Source organism: Streptomyces sp. NPDC104814, assembly GCF_055583185.1.
In genome coordinates this window covers 1538246-1553911 of sequence record NZ_JBVJOL010000001.1, presented here as the reverse complement: position 1 = coordinate 1553911, position 15666 = coordinate 1538246, and the positions used below count along the sequence as shown (strand labels likewise).

At 71.5% G+C, this 15666-nt stretch carries 10 protein-coding genes; all 10 read right to left on the bottom strand.

The window, feature by feature from the left end; translation table 11 throughout:
* Window positions 1-33: 33 nt before the first annotated feature.
* Window positions 34-636, bottom strand: coding sequence for a sarcosine oxidase subunit gamma (locus ACZ64A_RS06600; protein WP_469808626.1), 603 nt, complete (start codon window positions 634-636; stop codon window positions 34-36).
* The gene (locus ACZ64A_RS06595) at window positions 629-3910 is read right to left on the bottom strand and encodes a sarcosine oxidase subunit alpha family protein (RefSeq protein WP_469808625.1); all 3282 of its coding nucleotides are present in this window, start codon (window positions 3908-3910) and stop codon (window positions 629-631) included. The genes ACZ64A_RS06600 and ACZ64A_RS06595 overlap by 8 nt, the downstream gene beginning before the upstream one ends.
* 10 nt (window positions 3911-3920) lie before the next feature.
* Window positions 3921-5153: a sarcosine oxidase subunit beta family protein gene (locus ACZ64A_RS06590; RefSeq protein ID WP_469808623.1), complete on the bottom strand. Its 1233-nt coding sequence runs from the start codon at window positions 5151-5153 to the stop codon at window positions 3921-3923.
* Window positions 5150-6433: a serine hydroxymethyltransferase gene (gene glyA / locus ACZ64A_RS06585; RefSeq protein WP_469808622.1), complete on the bottom strand. Its 1284-nt coding sequence runs from the start codon at window positions 6431-6433 to the stop codon at window positions 5150-5152. The genes ACZ64A_RS06590 and glyA overlap by 4 nt, the downstream gene beginning before the upstream one ends.
* On the bottom strand, window positions 6430-7290 hold the full coding sequence (locus ACZ64A_RS06580) for a bifunctional methylenetetrahydrofolate dehydrogenase/methenyltetrahydrofolate cyclohydrolase (protein ID WP_469808621.1): 861 nt from the start codon (window positions 7288-7290) through the stop codon (window positions 6430-6432). Before ACZ64A_RS06580 ends, glyA begins: the two co-directional genes overlap by 4 nt.
* 22 nt (window positions 7291-7312) lie before the next feature.
* Window positions 7313-9778: a GcvT family protein gene (locus ACZ64A_RS06575; protein ID WP_469808620.1), complete on the bottom strand. Its 2466-nt coding sequence runs from the start codon at window positions 9776-9778 to the stop codon at window positions 7313-7315.
* 218 nt (window positions 9779-9996) lie between these two features.
* Window positions 9997-10959, bottom strand: a complete 963-nt coding sequence (locus tag ACZ64A_RS06570) for an ABC transporter substrate-binding protein (RefSeq protein WP_469808618.1) — start codon at window positions 10957-10959, stop codon at window positions 9997-9999.
* Window positions 10960-10972: 13 nt separating this feature from the next.
* Window positions 10973-12949 (bottom strand): ABC transporter permease, encoded by a 1977-nt coding sequence (locus ACZ64A_RS06565; RefSeq protein WP_469808617.1) that lies wholly within the window; start codon window positions 12947-12949, stop codon window positions 10973-10975.
* The gene (locus ACZ64A_RS06560; protein ID WP_469808615.1) at window positions 12949-14040 is read right to left on the bottom strand and encodes a quaternary amine ABC transporter ATP-binding protein; all 1092 of its coding nucleotides are present in this window, start codon (window positions 14038-14040) and stop codon (window positions 12949-12951) included. The genes ACZ64A_RS06565 and ACZ64A_RS06560 overlap by 1 nt, the downstream gene beginning before the upstream one ends.
* Window positions 14041-14060: 20 nt before the next feature.
* Window positions 14061-15530 carry an aldehyde dehydrogenase family protein gene (locus tag ACZ64A_RS06555; protein WP_469808614.1) on the bottom strand — a complete coding sequence of 490 codons (1470 nt, stop codon included), beginning with the start codon at window positions 15528-15530 and terminating at the stop codon, window positions 14061-14063.
* Between the last annotated feature and the right edge of the window lie 136 nt (window positions 15531-15666).

The window sequence follows — 15666 nt, the reverse complement described above, 5'->3', positions numbered from 1 at the left end:
ACCCGGCCGGGAGCGTCGGGGGCACCTCGCCCCTCACCGGTACTCCACGGACGCGTCGAGCAGCCAGTCCGTCAGATAGCCGGCGAAGGAGGACCGCACCAGGACCCAGAAACCGGCCCGGGACTCGTCGCGGGCCACCAGGACGACCTGGGCGCGGGCCAGCATCGTCTGGGCGCAGCGCCCGGGGCCGAAGGCACGCGGGTGCAGGTCCAGCGAGCAGCCGTGGGCGAGCAGGTCGCGGGCGCGCGGTCCGCCGACCAGAAGGGTGGTGCGCTGGGCGGAGACGTCGGTGACGGAGACGTGCTCGTCACCGGCCGCCGCGCGGATCCGGCTCTCCAGCTCCCGCTGGGTGCCGGGCCGACCCACCACCAGCCATTCGTCGGGGCCGAGCCACACCACGGTGACCTCCCCGGCGTGGACGACCGTGTTGGGTTCCAGGGGCAGCTGGAGGCCCAGGGCCAGCCCGACGGCGTCCGCGGCCGGACCCTTGGCGTCCAGGCGCACGTTCACCTGGGCCAGCAGGGGAAGTTCGGCCAGGCGGATCGCGCCCCGCGAGGCGCGGGTCGCGGCGGCCAGGCGGGCGGCGGCGTGCGCCAGGGGGCTGCGCTGCCGTGCGGTCAGGGCGGTGTCAGCCATCGCGGCGGGCTCCCTCGGGGTCGAAGAGGACGGGACTGGCGACGGTCACCGGGACCAGGCGGTCGCCGACGGGGGCGTAGAGGCGTTCGCCGATGCGCTCCCGGCCGCCCTTGACCAGGGCGAGCGCGAAGGGCCGGCCGAGCGCGGCGCTGCGGTAGCTCGAGGTGACGTGCCCGAGCATCGGCACGGGCGGCGCGGGCAGCTCGCTGTCGGCGACCAGGTGGGTGCCCTCGGGCAGGAAGTCGGCCGGGTCCTCGGGGAGCAGGCCGACGAGGTGCTTGCGGTCGGGGCGGAGGGTGTCGGCACGGGCGTAGGAGCGCTTGCCGATGAAGTCGGGCTTCTTCTTCGACACCGCCCAGCTCATGCCGAGGTCCTGCGGGGTGACCGTGCCGTCGGTGTCCTGGCCGATGATCGGGTAGCCCTTCTCGGCGCGCAGGACGTGCATGGTCTCGGTGCCGTACGGGGTGATGCCGTACGGGGCTCCGGCCTCGTACAGCGCCTCCCACAGGGCGAGCGCGTCCCACGGCGAGACGTTGATCTCGTAGGCGAGTTCACCGGAGAAGGAGATGCGGCACACCCGGGCCTCGATGCCCGCGACGGTCGCCTCCCGCCACGCCATGAACGGGAAGTTGTCGTTGGAGACGGCCAGTTCGGGCGCGAGCGCGCCGAGGACCGCACGGGACTTCGGTCCCACCAGGGCGACGGTCGCCCACTGTTCGGTGACGGAGGTGCAGTGCACCTTCAGGTCGGGCCACTCGGTCTGCAGCCACTCCTCCATCCAGTCCAGTACGGCCGCCGCGTTGCCGGTTGTGGTAGTGACCAGGAAGCGGTCCTGGGCGAGCCGGATGACCGTGCCGTCGTCGAAGACCATGCCGTCCGGGCGGCACATCACGCCGTAGCGGATCATGCCGGTCTTCAGGGTGCTCATCATGTTGGTGTAGAGCAGATCGAGGAACGCCCCGGCGTCCGGGCCCTGCACATCGATCTTGCCGAGCGTGGAGGCGTCCATGAAGGCCACGCCCTCGCGGGCGGCGCGGCACTCGCGCAGGACCGCTGCCTCCATGTCCTCGCCGGGCCGCGGGTAGTACCAGGGCCGCTTCCACTGGCCGACGTTCTCGAACAGCGCGCCGTGCTCGACGTGCCAGGCGTGCAGCGCGGTGGTGCGGACCGGGTCGCTCAGCACCCCGCGGTCGCGGCCGGCGAGGGCGGCGAAGGACACCGGTGTGTACGGCGGCCGGAAGGTCGGCAGGCCCAGCGCCGAGATGTCCACGCCGAGGAGTTCGGCGACGACCCCGCTGGCCAGGACGCCGGCCGTGCGGCCCTGGTCGCCGCCGGTGCCGGCGGTGGTGTAGCGCTTGGTGTGCTCCACCGAGCGCAGTCCGGCCCCGGTGGCCCGCCCGAGGTCCTCGACCGTGACGTCGCGCTGGAGGTCGACGAACCGGGGGGCGCCGGTGGGCGTGGGGATGGTGAAGACCTGCAGCGGCGGCGTGGACGGCTGCGCCGTGACGGCCGGCAGGGCGGGCGTGGTGGCGGTCCAGCCCTCCGCCTCGATGGCCCGGGCACCGGCCGCAGCGCCCTCGGCGAGGGCCGTGGCGAGGTCGAAGGCGCCGTTGGCGCTGCCCGCGGCCTCGACGGCCTGACGGGCGCTGTCGGGCACGAACGTGCCGAGCGTGTCGTCGTGGCGGAGCTTGCCGCCGGACTGGCTGAACAGGTGCGCGACCGGGTTCCAGCCGCCGGAGACCAGCAGCAGGTCGACGGCGAACTCCCGCTGTCCGGCGCTCTGTCCGAACGGGGCGACGGTCACGGCGGTGAGCCGGTCCCCGCCCTCCGTACCGGTGACCGCGTGCCCGGCGAGCACCTCGATCCCGGCGGCCCTGGCGCGCTGCGCCCACGGGCCCGGCTCGGGCCGGGGGTCGACGACCGCCGCGATGTCCACCCCGGCGGCGGCGAGGTCGAGTGCGGCGGCGTAGGCGCTGTCGTTGGTGGTGAACACCACCGCGTGCCGGCCGGGGACGACCCCGTAGCGGTGCAGATACGTCCGGGCCGAGGCCGCCAGCATCACGCCGGGACGGTCGTTGTCGCCGAACGCCAGTGACCGCTCGTGGGCGCCGGTCGCGAGGACCACGCGGCGGGCGCGGATGCGCCAGACCCGCTCGCGGGAGACGTTGTCGGGGGCGTCGGCGCCCAGATGGCCGGTGCGGCGTTCGACGGCGAGCAGATGGTTGTCGTCGTAGTACCCGAAGACGGTGGTACGGCGCAGGACGCGCACCTCGGGGGCGAGGTCGAGCCGGGCCCGGGTCTCGGCGACCCAGTCGAGGTGCTCGCCGGTGCCGAGGAGGCTGCCGCCGAGCTCGGGCTGGTCGTCGGCGAGGATGACGCGGGCGCCGCTGTCCGCTGCCGCCGCCGCGGCCGCGAGGCCGGCCGGGCCGGCGCCGACGACCAGCAGGTCGCAGTGGGCGTGCAGGGCGTCGTAGCGCGCGGGGTCGGGTTCGGTGGCGAGGCGGCCCTGGCCGGGCAGGCTGCTCGCGACCAGGCCGTCGTACAGCTCGATCGCGGGGGCGGGGAGCATGGGCTCGGGGAAGGGGGCCTCGATCTGGACGACCGCGTTGGGTTCCTCGACACCGGCGGAGAAGATGCCGCGGGGGCGGCCGAGCTTGATGCTGGTGCCGGCCTGGATGACGCCGTTGGCGAGGAGGGCGGAGGCGAGGGTGTCGCCTCGGTAGCCCTGGTATTGCGTGCCGTCGAAGGTGAAGGTGAGGGGTTCTTCGCGGTCGATGCGGCCGCCGGTGGGGCGGCGGAACGGCTGGGTCTCGCCCCCGCCGCCCCTACCCGTCCCGTCCTGAAGGGGCTCCGCCCCTTCGACCCCGCCAGGGGGCTGCGCCCCCCGGACCCCCGTCGGCCCTGGACGGGCCTCGTCCTCAAACGCCGGACGGGCTGATTCGTCCGGCCTCGGCTGGGAAGTGACCGCGCTCGGCCGGGAGGTGACCGGGCGGCTCTGGACGCTCTCCGGGCGGGGTTCGTCCGTCTTGTAGATCGCCAGGATCTCGTTCGTCGCCGTGTTGCGCACGGCGTTGAACCACTTGCGGCAGCCCGCCGCGTGGCTCCAGCGTTCGGCGAAGGGGCCCTTGGGGTTGTCGCGGAAGAAGAGGTAGCGGGCCCACTCCTCGTCGGTGAGGGCGGCGGGGTCCTCCGGGTAGGGCACATGGGCCTGGCCGCCGTAGTGGAACTCGGCCTCGTCGCGGGGCCCGCACCACGGGCAGGAGATCAGCAGCATGGGTCGGCTCCTAGTGGGCCACCGCGGCAGCGCCGTGCTCGTCGACGAGCGCGCCGGTGGTGAAACGGTCGAGCGAGAAGGGGGCGTTCAGCGCGTGGGGCGTGTCGTGGGCGATGGTGTGGGCGTAGACCCAGCCGACTCCCGGGGTGGCCTTGAAACCGCCGGTGCCCCAGCCGCAGTTGAGGTAGAGGTTGTCGACCGGGGACAGGCCGACGATGGGTGAGGCGTCCGGGCTGACGTCCACGATGCCGCCCCAGGTGCGCAGCACATGGGCGCGGGCGAACACCGGGAAGAGCTCCAGGGCGGCCGCCATCTGCTCCTCGATGATGTGGAACGCGCCGCGCTGGGTGTAGGAGTTGTACGCGTCGATGCCGGCGCCCATCACCAGCTCGCCCTTGTGCGCCTGGCTGACGTACACATGGACGGCGTTGGACATGACGACCGTCGGATGGACCGGTTCTAGGAGTTCGGAGACCAGGGCCTGCAACGGGTGGCTCTGCACGGGCAGTTCGATGCCGGCCATCGCGGCGAGGACCGAGGTGTGGCCGGCCGAGCACAGCGCCACCTTGCCGGCCGCGATGGGCCCGCGCGTGGTCTGTACGCCGACGACCCGGCCGCCGATCACATCGAGGCCGGTGACCTCGCAGTTCTGGATGATGTCGATGCCGGCGGCGTCGGCGGAGCGGGCGAAGCCCCACGCCACGTAGTCGTGCTTGGCGATGCCGGCACGCGGCTGGTAGGTGCCGCCGAGGACGGGATAGCGCACGTCCGGTGAGGTGTTGACGATCGGGCAGACTTCCTTGACCCCGTCGGCGTCCAGCCACTCGGCGTCGACGCCGTTGAGCCGGTTTGCCTCGACACGGCGGACGCTGTCGCGGACGTCCTGGAGGCTGTGGGCGAGGTTCAGCACACCGCGCTGGGAGAAGAGGATCGGGTAGTCCAGCTCCTCCTCCAGCCCCTCCCACAGCTTCAGGGCGTGCTCGTAGATGCCGGCGCTCTCGTCCCACAGGTAGTTGGAGCGGATGATCGTGGTGTTGCGGGCCATGTTGCCGCCCGCGAGCCAGCCCTTCTCCAGCACGGCGACGTTGGTGATGCCGTGGTTCTTCGCCAGGTAGTGCGCGGTGGCCAGGCCGTGTCCGCCGCCGCCCACCACGATCACGTCGTAGGACGGCTTGGGGTCGGGGTTGCGCCACAGGAAATCGGGGTGGTCGGGGAGGTCGGCGCCGGGGGTGCGGGGGCTCATCGGGCGTCTCCGTCGTGCGAGAGGTGCGGGTAGAGCGGGTGCTTGGCCGCGAGGGCCTCCGTGCGGGCGCGCAGCGCGGACACGTCCGGCTCCGGCTGGAGGGCGAGCGCGATGACGTCGGCGACCTCGGCGAAGTCCGTCTCGCTGAAGCCGCGGGTGGCCAGCGCCGGGGTGCCGATGCGCAGGCCGGAGGTCACCATGGGCGGGCGCGGGTCGAAGGGGACGGCGTTGCGGTTGACGGTGATGCCGATGCGGTGCAGGAGGTCCTCGGCCTGCTTGCCGTCCAGGGGCGAGTCGCGCAGGTCGACGAGGACGAGGTGGACGTCCGTGCCGCCGGTCAGGACCTTCACGCCGGCCGCGGCCGCGTCGGGCCTGCCGAGCCGTTCGGCGAGGAGGTGCGCGCCGGCCAGGGTGCGGGCCTGGCGTTCCGCGAACGCCGGGGTGGCGGCGACCTTGAACGCGACCGCCTTGGCGGCGATGACGTGTTCCAGCGGGCCGCCCTGCATACCGGGGAACACCGCCGAGTTGATCTTCTTGGCGAGGTCGGCGTCGTCGGTGAGGATCACGCCGCCGCGGGGTCCGCCGAGCGTCTTGTGCGTGGTGGTGGTGACGACATGCGCGTGCGGGACCGGACTCGGGTGCAGTCCGGCGGCGACCAGTCCGGCGAAGTGCGCCATGTCGACCATGAGGAGGGCACCGACCTCGTCGGCGATCCGCCGGAAGGCCGCGAAGTCCAGCTGCCTCGGGTACGCCGACCAGCCCGCGATGATCATCTTGGGGCGGTGTTCCTTGGCGAGCCGCTCCACTTCGTCCATGTCGACGAGGTGGTCCGCCTCGGAGACGTGGTAGGGCACGACGTTGAGCATCTTGCCGCTGTAGTTGATGCGCATGCCGTGGGTGAGGTGGCCGCCGTGCGCGAGGTCGAGGCCGAGGACGGTGTCGCCGGGCTTCAGCAGCGCGAAGAAGACGGCGGTGTTGGCCTGGGCGCCCGAGTGCGGCTGGACGTTGGCGTAGCCGGCCCCGAAGAGGGACTTGACGCGCGCGATGGCGAGCCGCTCGGTGACGTCGACGTGTTCGCAGCCGCCGTAGTAGCGCCGGCCGGGGTAGCCCTCGGCGTACTTGTTGGTCGCGACCGAGCCCTGGGCCTCCATCACCGCGGTGGGCGCGAAGTTCTCGGAGGCGATCATCTCCAGGGTGGTCTGCTGGCGGTGCAGCTCGGCGCGGAGGGCTTCGTGGACCTCGGGGTCCAGCTCCGCCAGCGGCGTGTTCAGCGCGTTCATACGGTGTTCGCGTTCCTCTCGGCGGCCTCGACGACATTGGCGAGCAGCATCGCCCGGGTCATGGGTCCCACTCCCCCGGGCATCGGGGCGAGCCATCCGGCGACCTCGGCGGCGTCCGGGTGGATGTCGCCGACGAGCCCCTGCTCGGTGCGGGTGATTCCGACGTCCAGGACGGCCGCGCCGGGGCGCAGCATGTCCTTGGTGATCAGTCCGGGTGAGCCGGCCGCGGCGACGACGATGTCCGCCTCGCGGGTGTGCCGGGCCAGGCCCTTGGTTCCGGTGTGGCAGAGGGTGACGGTGGCGTTCTCGGACCGGCGGGTGAGCAGCAGTCCGATGGGCCGGCCGACGGTGATGCCCCGGCCGACGACGCACACGCGCGCTCCGGCGAGCGGGACGTCGTGGCGGCGCAGGAGTTCGACGATGCCGCGCGGGGTGCAGGGCAGCGGGGCGTCGGTGCCGAGGACGAGCCGGCCGAGGTTGACGGGGTGCAGTCCGTCGGCGTCCTTGGCCGGGTCCATGCGGGCGAGGACGGCGTTCGTGTCCAGGTGGCGCGGGAGCGGGAGCTGGACGATGTAGCCGGTGCAGGCGGGATCGGCGTTGAGTTCGTCGATGACGTCCTCTACCTGCTGCTGGGTGGCGTCGGCGGGCAGTTCGCGGCGCAGGGAGGCGATGCCGACCTGGGCGCAGTCGCGGTGCTTGCCGCCGACGTAGGCGTGGCTGCCGGGGTCGTCGCCGACGAGGACGGTCCCGAGGCCCGGCGGGCGGCCGGTCAGGGCGGTCACCTTGGCGACGCGTTCGGCGAGTTCGCGGCGGACGGAGGCGGCGGTCGCCCTGCCGTCCAGGAGTTGTGCGGTCACCGGTGGTGCTCCTTCCGGAGTGTCAGCCACGCAGACGGGACATGGTCGGGTCGAACAGCGGCTCCTCGGCGACGACCGCCTCGATGCGCTGGTCGAAGTAGCCGATGTGCACGGTGGTGCCGGGGCTGGTGAGTTCGGCCGGGAGCCAGGCGTAGGCGATGCCCTTGCCGACGGTGTAGCCGTGGGCGGCGCTGGTGACGTAGCCGACGGCGCGGCCGCCGGCGTGGACCGGTTCCTTGCCGAGGACCACGGCCCGCGGGTCGTCGATGGTGAGGCAGGTCAGCTTGCGCCGCACGTCGGCCTTGCGCAGTTCGAGCGCGGCCTTGCCGATGAAGTCGGCCTTGTCGAGCTTGACGGCGAAGCCGACGCCGGCCTCGTAGGGGTCGTGCTCGTAGGTCATGTCGGTGCCGAAGGAGCGGTAGCCCTTCTCCAGGCGGAGGCTGTTGAAGGCGCCCCGGCCGGCGATGATGCCGCCGAGCGGCTCGGCGGCCGCCCACAGGGTGTCCCAGAGCTTCAGGCCTTGGTCGGCGGTGGTGTACAGCTCCCAGCCGAGTTCGCCGACGTAGCTCAGGCGCATGGCGGTGACGGGCACCGAGCCGATGTAGGCGTGCTTGGCGCGGAAATACTTCAGACCCTCGTTCGAGAAGTCCTCGTCGGTCAGCGGCTGCAGGACTGTGCGGGCGAGCGGTCCCCACAGGCCGATGCAGCAGGTTCCGGCGGTGATGTCACGGACCTGGACGGTTCCTCCCCCAGCTACCGCTGGGAGGTGCCCCCAGGCGGGCAGGTGCCGGCGGAACCAGTCGAGGTCGAGGTTGCCGTTGGCGCCGACCTGGAAGCGGTCGCGGGCCAGGCGGGCGACGGTGACGTCACTGCGGATGCCGCCGTCGTGGTCGAGGAGCAGGGTGTACGTCACCGAGCCGACCGACTTGTCGATCTTGCCGGTGCACAGCCGCTCCAGGAAGGCCGCCGCACCGGGGCCGGTGACCTCCAGCCGCTTGAGGGCCGTCATGTCGTACATCGCGACGGTCTCGCGGGTGACCTGGGCCTCGGCGCCGACGATCGGGGACCAGAAGCGCGCGGCCCAGTCGTTGGGGGTGGTGATCTCGCGGCCCTCGACGAGGGGGGCGTTGGCCTCGTACCACTGGGGGCGCTCCCAGCCGTTCGCCTCCAGGAAGAACGCGCCGTGGCCCTGCTGGCGGGCGTAGAAGGGGCTGGTGCGGATCGGGCGGGGCTCGCCGGAGGGCTGGAGGGGGTGGAGGATGTCGTAGACCTCCTCGAAGTTCCGGCAGTCGCGGGCCAGCACGTACTCCGGGGAGAGCTGGTGCGGTTCAAAGCGGTTGACGTCGCACTCGTGCAGGTCGAAGGAGGAGCAGTAGCCGTCGACCAGCCATTCGGCGACGGCCCGGCCGACGCCCGCGGAGTGGGTGACCCAGACGGCCTCGGCGACCCAGAAGCCCTTGACCTCCGCCGACTCGCCGAGCAGCGGGTAGCCGTCGGTGGTGAAGGAGAACAGGCCGTTGATGCCCTCCTCGACCTTCGCCTCCTGTGTCGCCGGGAGCAGCGACTGCGTCTCGGTCCAGGCCGGCTCGAAGTCCTCCTCGGTGAACTTCAGCACCGAGGGCATCTCCTCGGCCTCGTCCACGGAGAGGATGTCGTCCGCGGAGACCGGCATGGGGCGGTGGCCGTAGTAGCCGATGCCGAGGCCGTCGTAGCGGTCGCGGTAGTACAGGTCCGCGTCCTGGTGGCGCAGGATCGGGCGGACCGCCTCCTCCGTCTGGCCGGCGAGGGCCGGGACGGGTCCGGTCCAGGCGAGCTGGTGGCCGAGCGGGGTCAGCGGCAGGTTCATGCCGACCATGCGGGCGATCTTCGGGCCCCAGATGCCGGCACAGCACACCACGATGTCGGCGTCGAGCTCGCCGTGGTCGGTGACGACTCCGGTGACGCGGCCCTCGCCCTGCTTGATGTCGAGGACCTCGTGCCGGGCGAGGAAGCGCACACCGCGCTCGGTGGCCCGGCGGATCTGCGCCTCGACGGCGAGGACGGCCTTGGCCAGGCCGTCGGTGGGGATCAGCAGGCCGCCGAGGATCCGGTCGCGGTCGAGCAGCGGGTGCTGCTCCACGCACTCGTCGGGGGTGAGCAGGCTGCCCTCGATGCCCCAGGAGGTGATCCAGCCGTGCCGGCGCTGAAGCTCGGCGAGGCGCTCCGGGCTCGTCGCCACTTCGAGGCCGCCGACCTGGAGGAAGCACGGCTTGCCGTCCACGTCGAGGGAGCAGAACTTCTCCACCGTGTAGCGGGCCAGCTCCGTCATGGTCTTCGAGGCGTTCGTCTGGAAGACCAGGCCCGGGGCGTGCGAGGACGAACCGCCGGTGGCCGGCAGGGGGCCCTGGTCGACCACGGTCACTTCGGTCCAGCCGCGTGCGGAGATCTCATCCGCGAGGGCCGCTCCCACGACGCCCGCTCCGATGATGACCACTCGGGGTCCCGCCATCGCCCAACCTCCGAACTCGAAACCGCTCAGTTGCCTTCTGCGCAACTCGATTCAGGTTGCGCAACTCAATCTGCCTGTCCGGCTGATGGGTGTCAAGGGGTGCGTGACGTCGGAGAACGGGCCGCGGAACGGCCCGGACGCGGCGATGCCCGGCGGGCGGCACGCTGGTGTGCGCGCCGCCCGCCGGGCATCCTCAACAGCTCTTTCGTGCGGTCCCGTTACTTCAGCCAGGCCTCCACCTTGTCGCGGTTCGCCTCCACCCACTTCTTGGCCGCCGCGTCGTCGGACATCTTGTCCACGGCGATGTACTTGGCGACCAGGTTCTGGTCCTCGTTGGTCCAGTGGAAGTTCTTCACCAGCTTGTACGCCGGGCTGCCCGACTTGGCGAACTGCGCGCTGACGATCTTGTCGAGGCCGTAGACGGGGTAGTCGCAGGCGATCTTGGCCGCGTCGGCGTCACAGCCGGTCCTGTACGCCGGCAGAGCGACTTTGACCAGCGGTACCTCCGTCATGAACCACTGCGGCTCGTAGAAGTAGCCGACCAGCCACTGCTTGTTCTTCTCGGCGTTGCGGAACGCCTGGATGAGCGCGGTCTCGCTGCCCGCGTACACCACCTTGAAGTTCAGCTTCAGGTTCGTCACCAGGGCCGCGTCGTTGGTGACGTAGGACGGGTCGCCGTCGAGGAGCTGGCCCTTGCCGCCGGACTCGGAGGTCCGGAAGTTCGCCGCGTACTTGTTGAGGTTGCGCCAGTCGGTGATGTCCGGGTGGGCCTTGGCCAGCCACGGCGGCACCCACCAGCCGATGACGCCCTTGTTGCCGGTCGGCCCGGCGGCGACGGCGGTCTTCTGACCGGTGATGTACTTCTTCTTCAGATCGTCGTGGCCCCAGTTCTCCAGGACCGCGTCGACCTCGCCCGTCCCGAAGCCCTGCCAGGCGATCTCCTCCTTCAGGTCCTTCTTGTTGACCTTGCAGCCGAGATCGTGCTGCGCCACGTACGCGACGACCGCCGCGTCCGCCTGGTAGCCCACCCACGGGTTGACGGCCAGGTTGAAGGTGCCGCAGGAGCCGTCCGCGTTCTTCGCGGCGGAGGTGTTCTCGCCGACCTTCGCTCCCACGCACCCGGTGAGCGTCAGTGCGAGAACGGTCAGGCCGGCCGCGCCGGTTCTGAAGTGTCGTGCCATGGTGTGGTGCTCCTTACGCCCGGGTGCGTCGCGCCGCAGCCTGAGTGATCCGGTCGAACATGACTCCCAGCAGGACGATGGCGAGCCCCGCCGCCAGGCCCTTGCCGTACAGCTGTCCCTGCGAGAAGCCGGCCACGACGTCGTAGCCGAGGGCGCCGGCGCCCACCAGGCCGCCGACCACGACCATCGACAGGACGTAGATCAGGCCCTGGTTGGTGGCGAGCGTCAGGGCACTGCGGGCCACGGGCAGCTGGACCTTGGTGATGATCTGCCAGGTGTTGCAGCCGGCCGAGGTGGCCGCCTCGACGGTGGACTCGGGCACGGTCCGCACCCCGTCCGCGATGATCTTGATCGCCACCGGTGCCGCGTAGACGACGGCCGCTACGATCGCGGTGAACCGGGTCGCCCCGAACAGCGCCAGGAACGGAACCAGATACACGAAAGGCGGCATGACCTGCGCCGCGTCCAGTGTGGGCCGCACCAGCCGGTCCACGAGGGCGCTGCGCCCCATCCACACGCCGAAGACGGCGCCGAGCAGCATCACCAGCACCGTGGCCACCGCCGTGGAGGCCAGCGTGGTCATGCCGTCCGACCACAGCCCCGTCCCGACGAGCAGCCCGACGCACACGGCGGCCGTGATCGCGGCGCGCCCGCCGCCGAGCACCGCGCCGAGCGCGACGAGGGTGAGGCCGACGAGCCACCACGGGGAGTCGGTGAGCAGCGTCTGGAAGGGGTTGAGCAGGCCGGTGGTGATGACGTCCCGGATCGCGTTGGTGAGCCCCGACAGATGGTCCTGCAGCCAGGTGGTCGTGGTGTCGGCCGCGCTCGCGATGTGCGTGCCGATCGTGCCGTCACCGGGGAACCCGGCCGCGTAGACATAGGTGTGGGAGACGTAGAGCAGGAAGGCGGTGCCGACGCCGCCGGCGGCGAGCAGGGGCCGGCGCCACTTCGCCGGCCGTCCGCTCGCGCGGCGGGCCGTCTCGGCGCGGCCCGCGGCCGCCGTGGTGACGCGGTCGAGCACGATGGCCATCACGACGATGGCGAGACCGGCGTTGAAGGCGGTGCCCACGTCGAGGGACTGCAGGGCCTGGACGACGGTCTTGCCGAGGCCGGGCGCGTCGATCAGGGCGGCGATGGTCACCATGGCGAGGGCCGCCATGATGGTCTGGTTGACGCCCATGACCACCGTGCGCTTCGACATCGGCAGCAGCACCTTCACCAGTTGCTGTCCGCGGGTGGTGCCGAGCGAGTCCGCGGCCTCGACGGTGGTCTCGGGCACGGAGCGGATGGCGTGCGCGGTGATGCGGATGGCGGGCGGGGCCGCGTAGATCACGGTGGTGATCACCGCGGAGGCGCCGCCGATGAGGAACACCAGGGTCAGCGGGGCCAGGTAGACGAAGGTCGGCATCGTCTGCATGAAGTCCAGGAACGGCGTCATGACCTTGTTGAACCGGTCCGAGAGGCCGGCCCACACACCGAGCGGGATGCCGATGAGCAGCGCCACGAAGACGGCCGACAGGGTCAGCGCCAGCGTGTCCATGCTCTCCTGCCACAGGCCCTGGAGCCCGAAGAAGGTGAATCCGGCCACGGCCAGCAGGGCGACCCGCCAGTTGCCGACGGCCCAGGAGAGGTAACCGGCGAGGCCGACGACCCCTAGCCAGCCGATCTGCGGGACCGGGCGGCCCGCGGTGGGCTGGGAGATCAGGGACTGGACGAAGGTGACCAGATGGTCGATGCCCAGCCGGATCTCGTTGAAGAAGTACAGGAAGAGCGGGTTGGAGTTGCGGTTGGCTCCGATGGTGTCGTTGACGTCGTTCAGCCAGCGGTGCAGCCCGGTGAGGTCGGCCGCTGCGAGGGTGAGGGTCTGCCGGCCGCGCAGCACGGCGAACAGCACCAGCCAGGCCACGAAGATCGCCCCCACCACCATGGGGCGGCTGATCCTCTCGCGCAGGGAGGCGACCGGCGCGGTCGTGTCGGCGACGGCGGCCATCAGGCACCGCCCTCCTGCCCGGCGACGACGGCGAGGATCTCCTCGTCGCCGACGATGCCGAGCAGCTTGCCGTTCTCGACGACCTTGACCGGCTTCTCCGCCGCCAGCACCGCGCGGGTGGCCTCGCGCACCACGACGTCCGGGCCCAGCTCGGGGCCGTCGAGCGCGTCGTCGGGCTGGGCGGGGCGCATGATCCAGCGCAGGGTGAGGACGTCGCCGCGCGGCACGTCCTGGACGAAGTCGCGTACGTAGTCGTCGGCGGGGGCGCCGACGAGTTCGTCGCCGGTACCGCACTGGACCATCTTGCCGTCGCGCATGATGAGGATGCGATCGCCGAGCTTGAGGGCCTCGGAGAGGTCGTGGGTGATGAAGACCATCGTCTTGCCGACCTCGTGGTGCAGGCGGATGACCTCGTTCTGCATGTCACGGCGGATCAGCGGGTCGAGCGCGGAGAACGGCTCGTCGAAGAAGAGCACCTCGGGGTCGCCGGCCAGGGCGCGGGCGAGGCCGACGCGCTGCTGCATGCCGCCGGAGAGCTGGTCGGGATAGGAGTTCTCGTATCCGGCGAGACCGACGAGTTCGACGACCTCGCGGGCCCGGCGCATGCGCTCGGAGCGGCCCATGCCCCGGATCTCCAGGCCGAACGCCACGTTCTCCACGACCTTGCGGTGCGGCAGCAGACCGAAGTGCTGGAAGACCATGGAGAACTTGCGGCGCCGCAGTTCACGCAGCCGCTTGGCGTCGGCGTCGCGGATGTCCTCGCCCTCGAAGACGACCTCGCCCGAGGTGGGTTCGATCAGCCGGGTCAGACATCGCACCAGGGTGGACTTGCCGGAGCCGGACAGGCCCATGACGACGAAGACCTCGCCGGGCGAGACGTCGAAGCTGACGTCGCGCACGGCGGCGGTGCATCCGGTGCGGTCCATGAGTTCGCGGCGGGTCAGCCCGCACAGCTCATCGGACTGCGGCACCTGGTCGGCCTTGGGCCCGAACACCTTCCACAGCCGGCGCACGGAGATGACCGGGGTGCGGTCCTCGGGGTTCTGGGACGTGCGGCGCCGCTGCGGCACCTCGGTCTGTGCTGTGGTCACGTTCGACCTCTTTTCGGCGTTCAGCCGCTGAACCAGTGCTGCGGCCGGGGTTGGATGTTCTGCCAGACGTGCTTGGGCTCTCGGTACTCGGCGAGGCCGGTCGGCCCCAGTTCCCGGCCCACACCGGAGTGGCCGAAGCCACCCCATTCGGCTTGCGGGACATAGGGGTGGTAGTCGTTGATCCACACGGTGCCGTGGCGCAGCCGGCGCGCGACCCGCTGGGCCTTGCCGGCGTCCTGCGTCCAGACGGCTCCGGCGAGTCCGTACTCGGTGTCGTTGGCGATGCGGACGGCGTCGTCCTCGTCGTGGAAGCGCTCGACGGTGAGGACGGGCCCGAAGGACTCCTCGTGCACCACGCGCATCTCCTGGTGGCACTCGTCCAGGACCGTGGGCAGGTAGTAGAAGCCCTCGGAGAGGGCGGGGTCGTCGGGGCGCGCCCCGCCGCAGCGCAGCACGGCGCCCTCGGTGATCCCCGCGGCGACGTAGGCCTCGACCTTCTCCCGGTGCTGCGCGGAGATCAGGGCGCCGGTCTCCGCCTCCGGGTCGAAGGGGCCGCCGAGGCGGATCCGGCGGGCGCGGCGCACGACCTCGTCGACGAAGGCGTCGTGGATCGAGTCCTCGACGACGAGCCGGGCGCCGGCGGAGCAGACCTGCCCGGAGTGCAGAAAGACGGCGGTGAGCGCGAAGTCGACGGCCGCCTCGAAGTCGGCGTCGGCGAAGACGACGTTGGGATTCTTGCCGCCGAGTTCCAGGGCGACCTTCTTCACGGTCGCCGCGGCGGTGGCCATGATGTGCCGGCCGGTGTTCAGGCCGCCGGTGAAGGAGACCATGTCGACGTCCCGGTGCTCGGCCAGCGGGGCGCCCGCCTCGGCTCCGGCACCGAGGACCAGGTTGGCCGCGCCGGCCGGCAGCCCCGCCTCTTCCAGGGCCTTCATCAGCAGGACGGAGGTGGAGGGGGTCAGCTCGCTGGGCTTCAGCACGATCGTGTTGCCGGCGAGGAGGGCCGGGGCGACCTTCCACGACGCCTGCAGCAGCGGGTAGTTCCAGGGGGTGATCAGTGCGCAGACGCCGACCGGTTCGTAGGTGACCCGGCTGACGGCGTCGTCGCGGCCGGTGTCGACCACCCGGCCGGCGTCACTGCCGGCGATGCCGCCGTAGTAGCGGAAGCAGGAGACGACGTCGGCGATGTCGTACTCGCTCTCCACGAGCCGCTTGCCGGTGTCGAGCGACTCGGCGCGGGCGAAGTCCTTCGCGTCGCGTTCCAGGATGTCGGCGGTGCGCAGCAGCAGGGCGCCGCGCTCGCGTTCGGGGGTGTGGGGCCAGGGGCCGGTGTCGAAGGCCCGCCGGGCCGCGGCGATCGCCGCCTCGGTGTCGGGACGGGTCGCCTCGGAGACCGTCGCGACGAGTGTGCCGTCCGCCGGGCAGCGGATCTCCCGGCTGCCACCGGCCACGGGGGCGCGCCATTCGCCGTCCACATACAGATCTGCCATGCGCCGACCCTTCAGGATTTCGTTGCGCATTGTGCATCGCATTGCTTGTGGTGGAACACCCTGACCGACGGGGCGACCACCGTCAAGGGGTCTGCGAACCCCGGTTCCCGCAGCGCCGCACGGCCGTGCGGGCGCG

Bases quoted from the DNA above. Each gene is read 5' to 3' on its own strand.
- ACZ64A_RS06565 (WP_469808617.1), bottom strand. From the start codon at position 12,949: ATGGCCGCCGTCGCCGACACGACCGCGCCGGTCGCCTCCCTGCGCGAG.
- ACZ64A_RS06590 (WP_469808623.1), bottom strand. From the start codon at position 5,153: ATGAGCCCCCGCACCCCCGGCGCCGACCTCCCCGACCACCCCGATTTC.
- ACZ64A_RS06575 (WP_469808620.1), bottom strand. From the start codon at position 9,778: ATGGCGGGACCCCGAGTGGTCATCATCGGAGCGGGCGTCGTGGGAGCG.
- ACZ64A_RS06570 (WP_469808618.1), bottom strand. From the start codon at position 10,959: ATGGCACGACACTTCAGAACCGGCGCGGCCGGCCTGACCGTTCTCGCA.
- ACZ64A_RS06555 (WP_469808614.1), bottom strand. From the start codon at position 15,530: ATGGCAGATCTGTATGTGGACGGCGAATGGCGCGCCCCCGTGGCCGGT.
- ACZ64A_RS06595 (WP_469808625.1), bottom strand. From the start codon at position 3,910: ATGCTGCTGATCTCCTGCCCGTGGTGCGGGCCCCGCGACGAGGCCGAG.
- glyA (WP_469808622.1), bottom strand. From the start codon at position 6,433: ATGAACGCGCTGAACACGCCGCTGGCGGAGCTGGACCCCGAGGTCCAC.
- ACZ64A_RS06600 (WP_469808626.1), bottom strand. From the start codon at position 636: ATGGCTGACACCGCCCTGACCGCACGGCAGCGCAGCCCCCTGGCGCAC.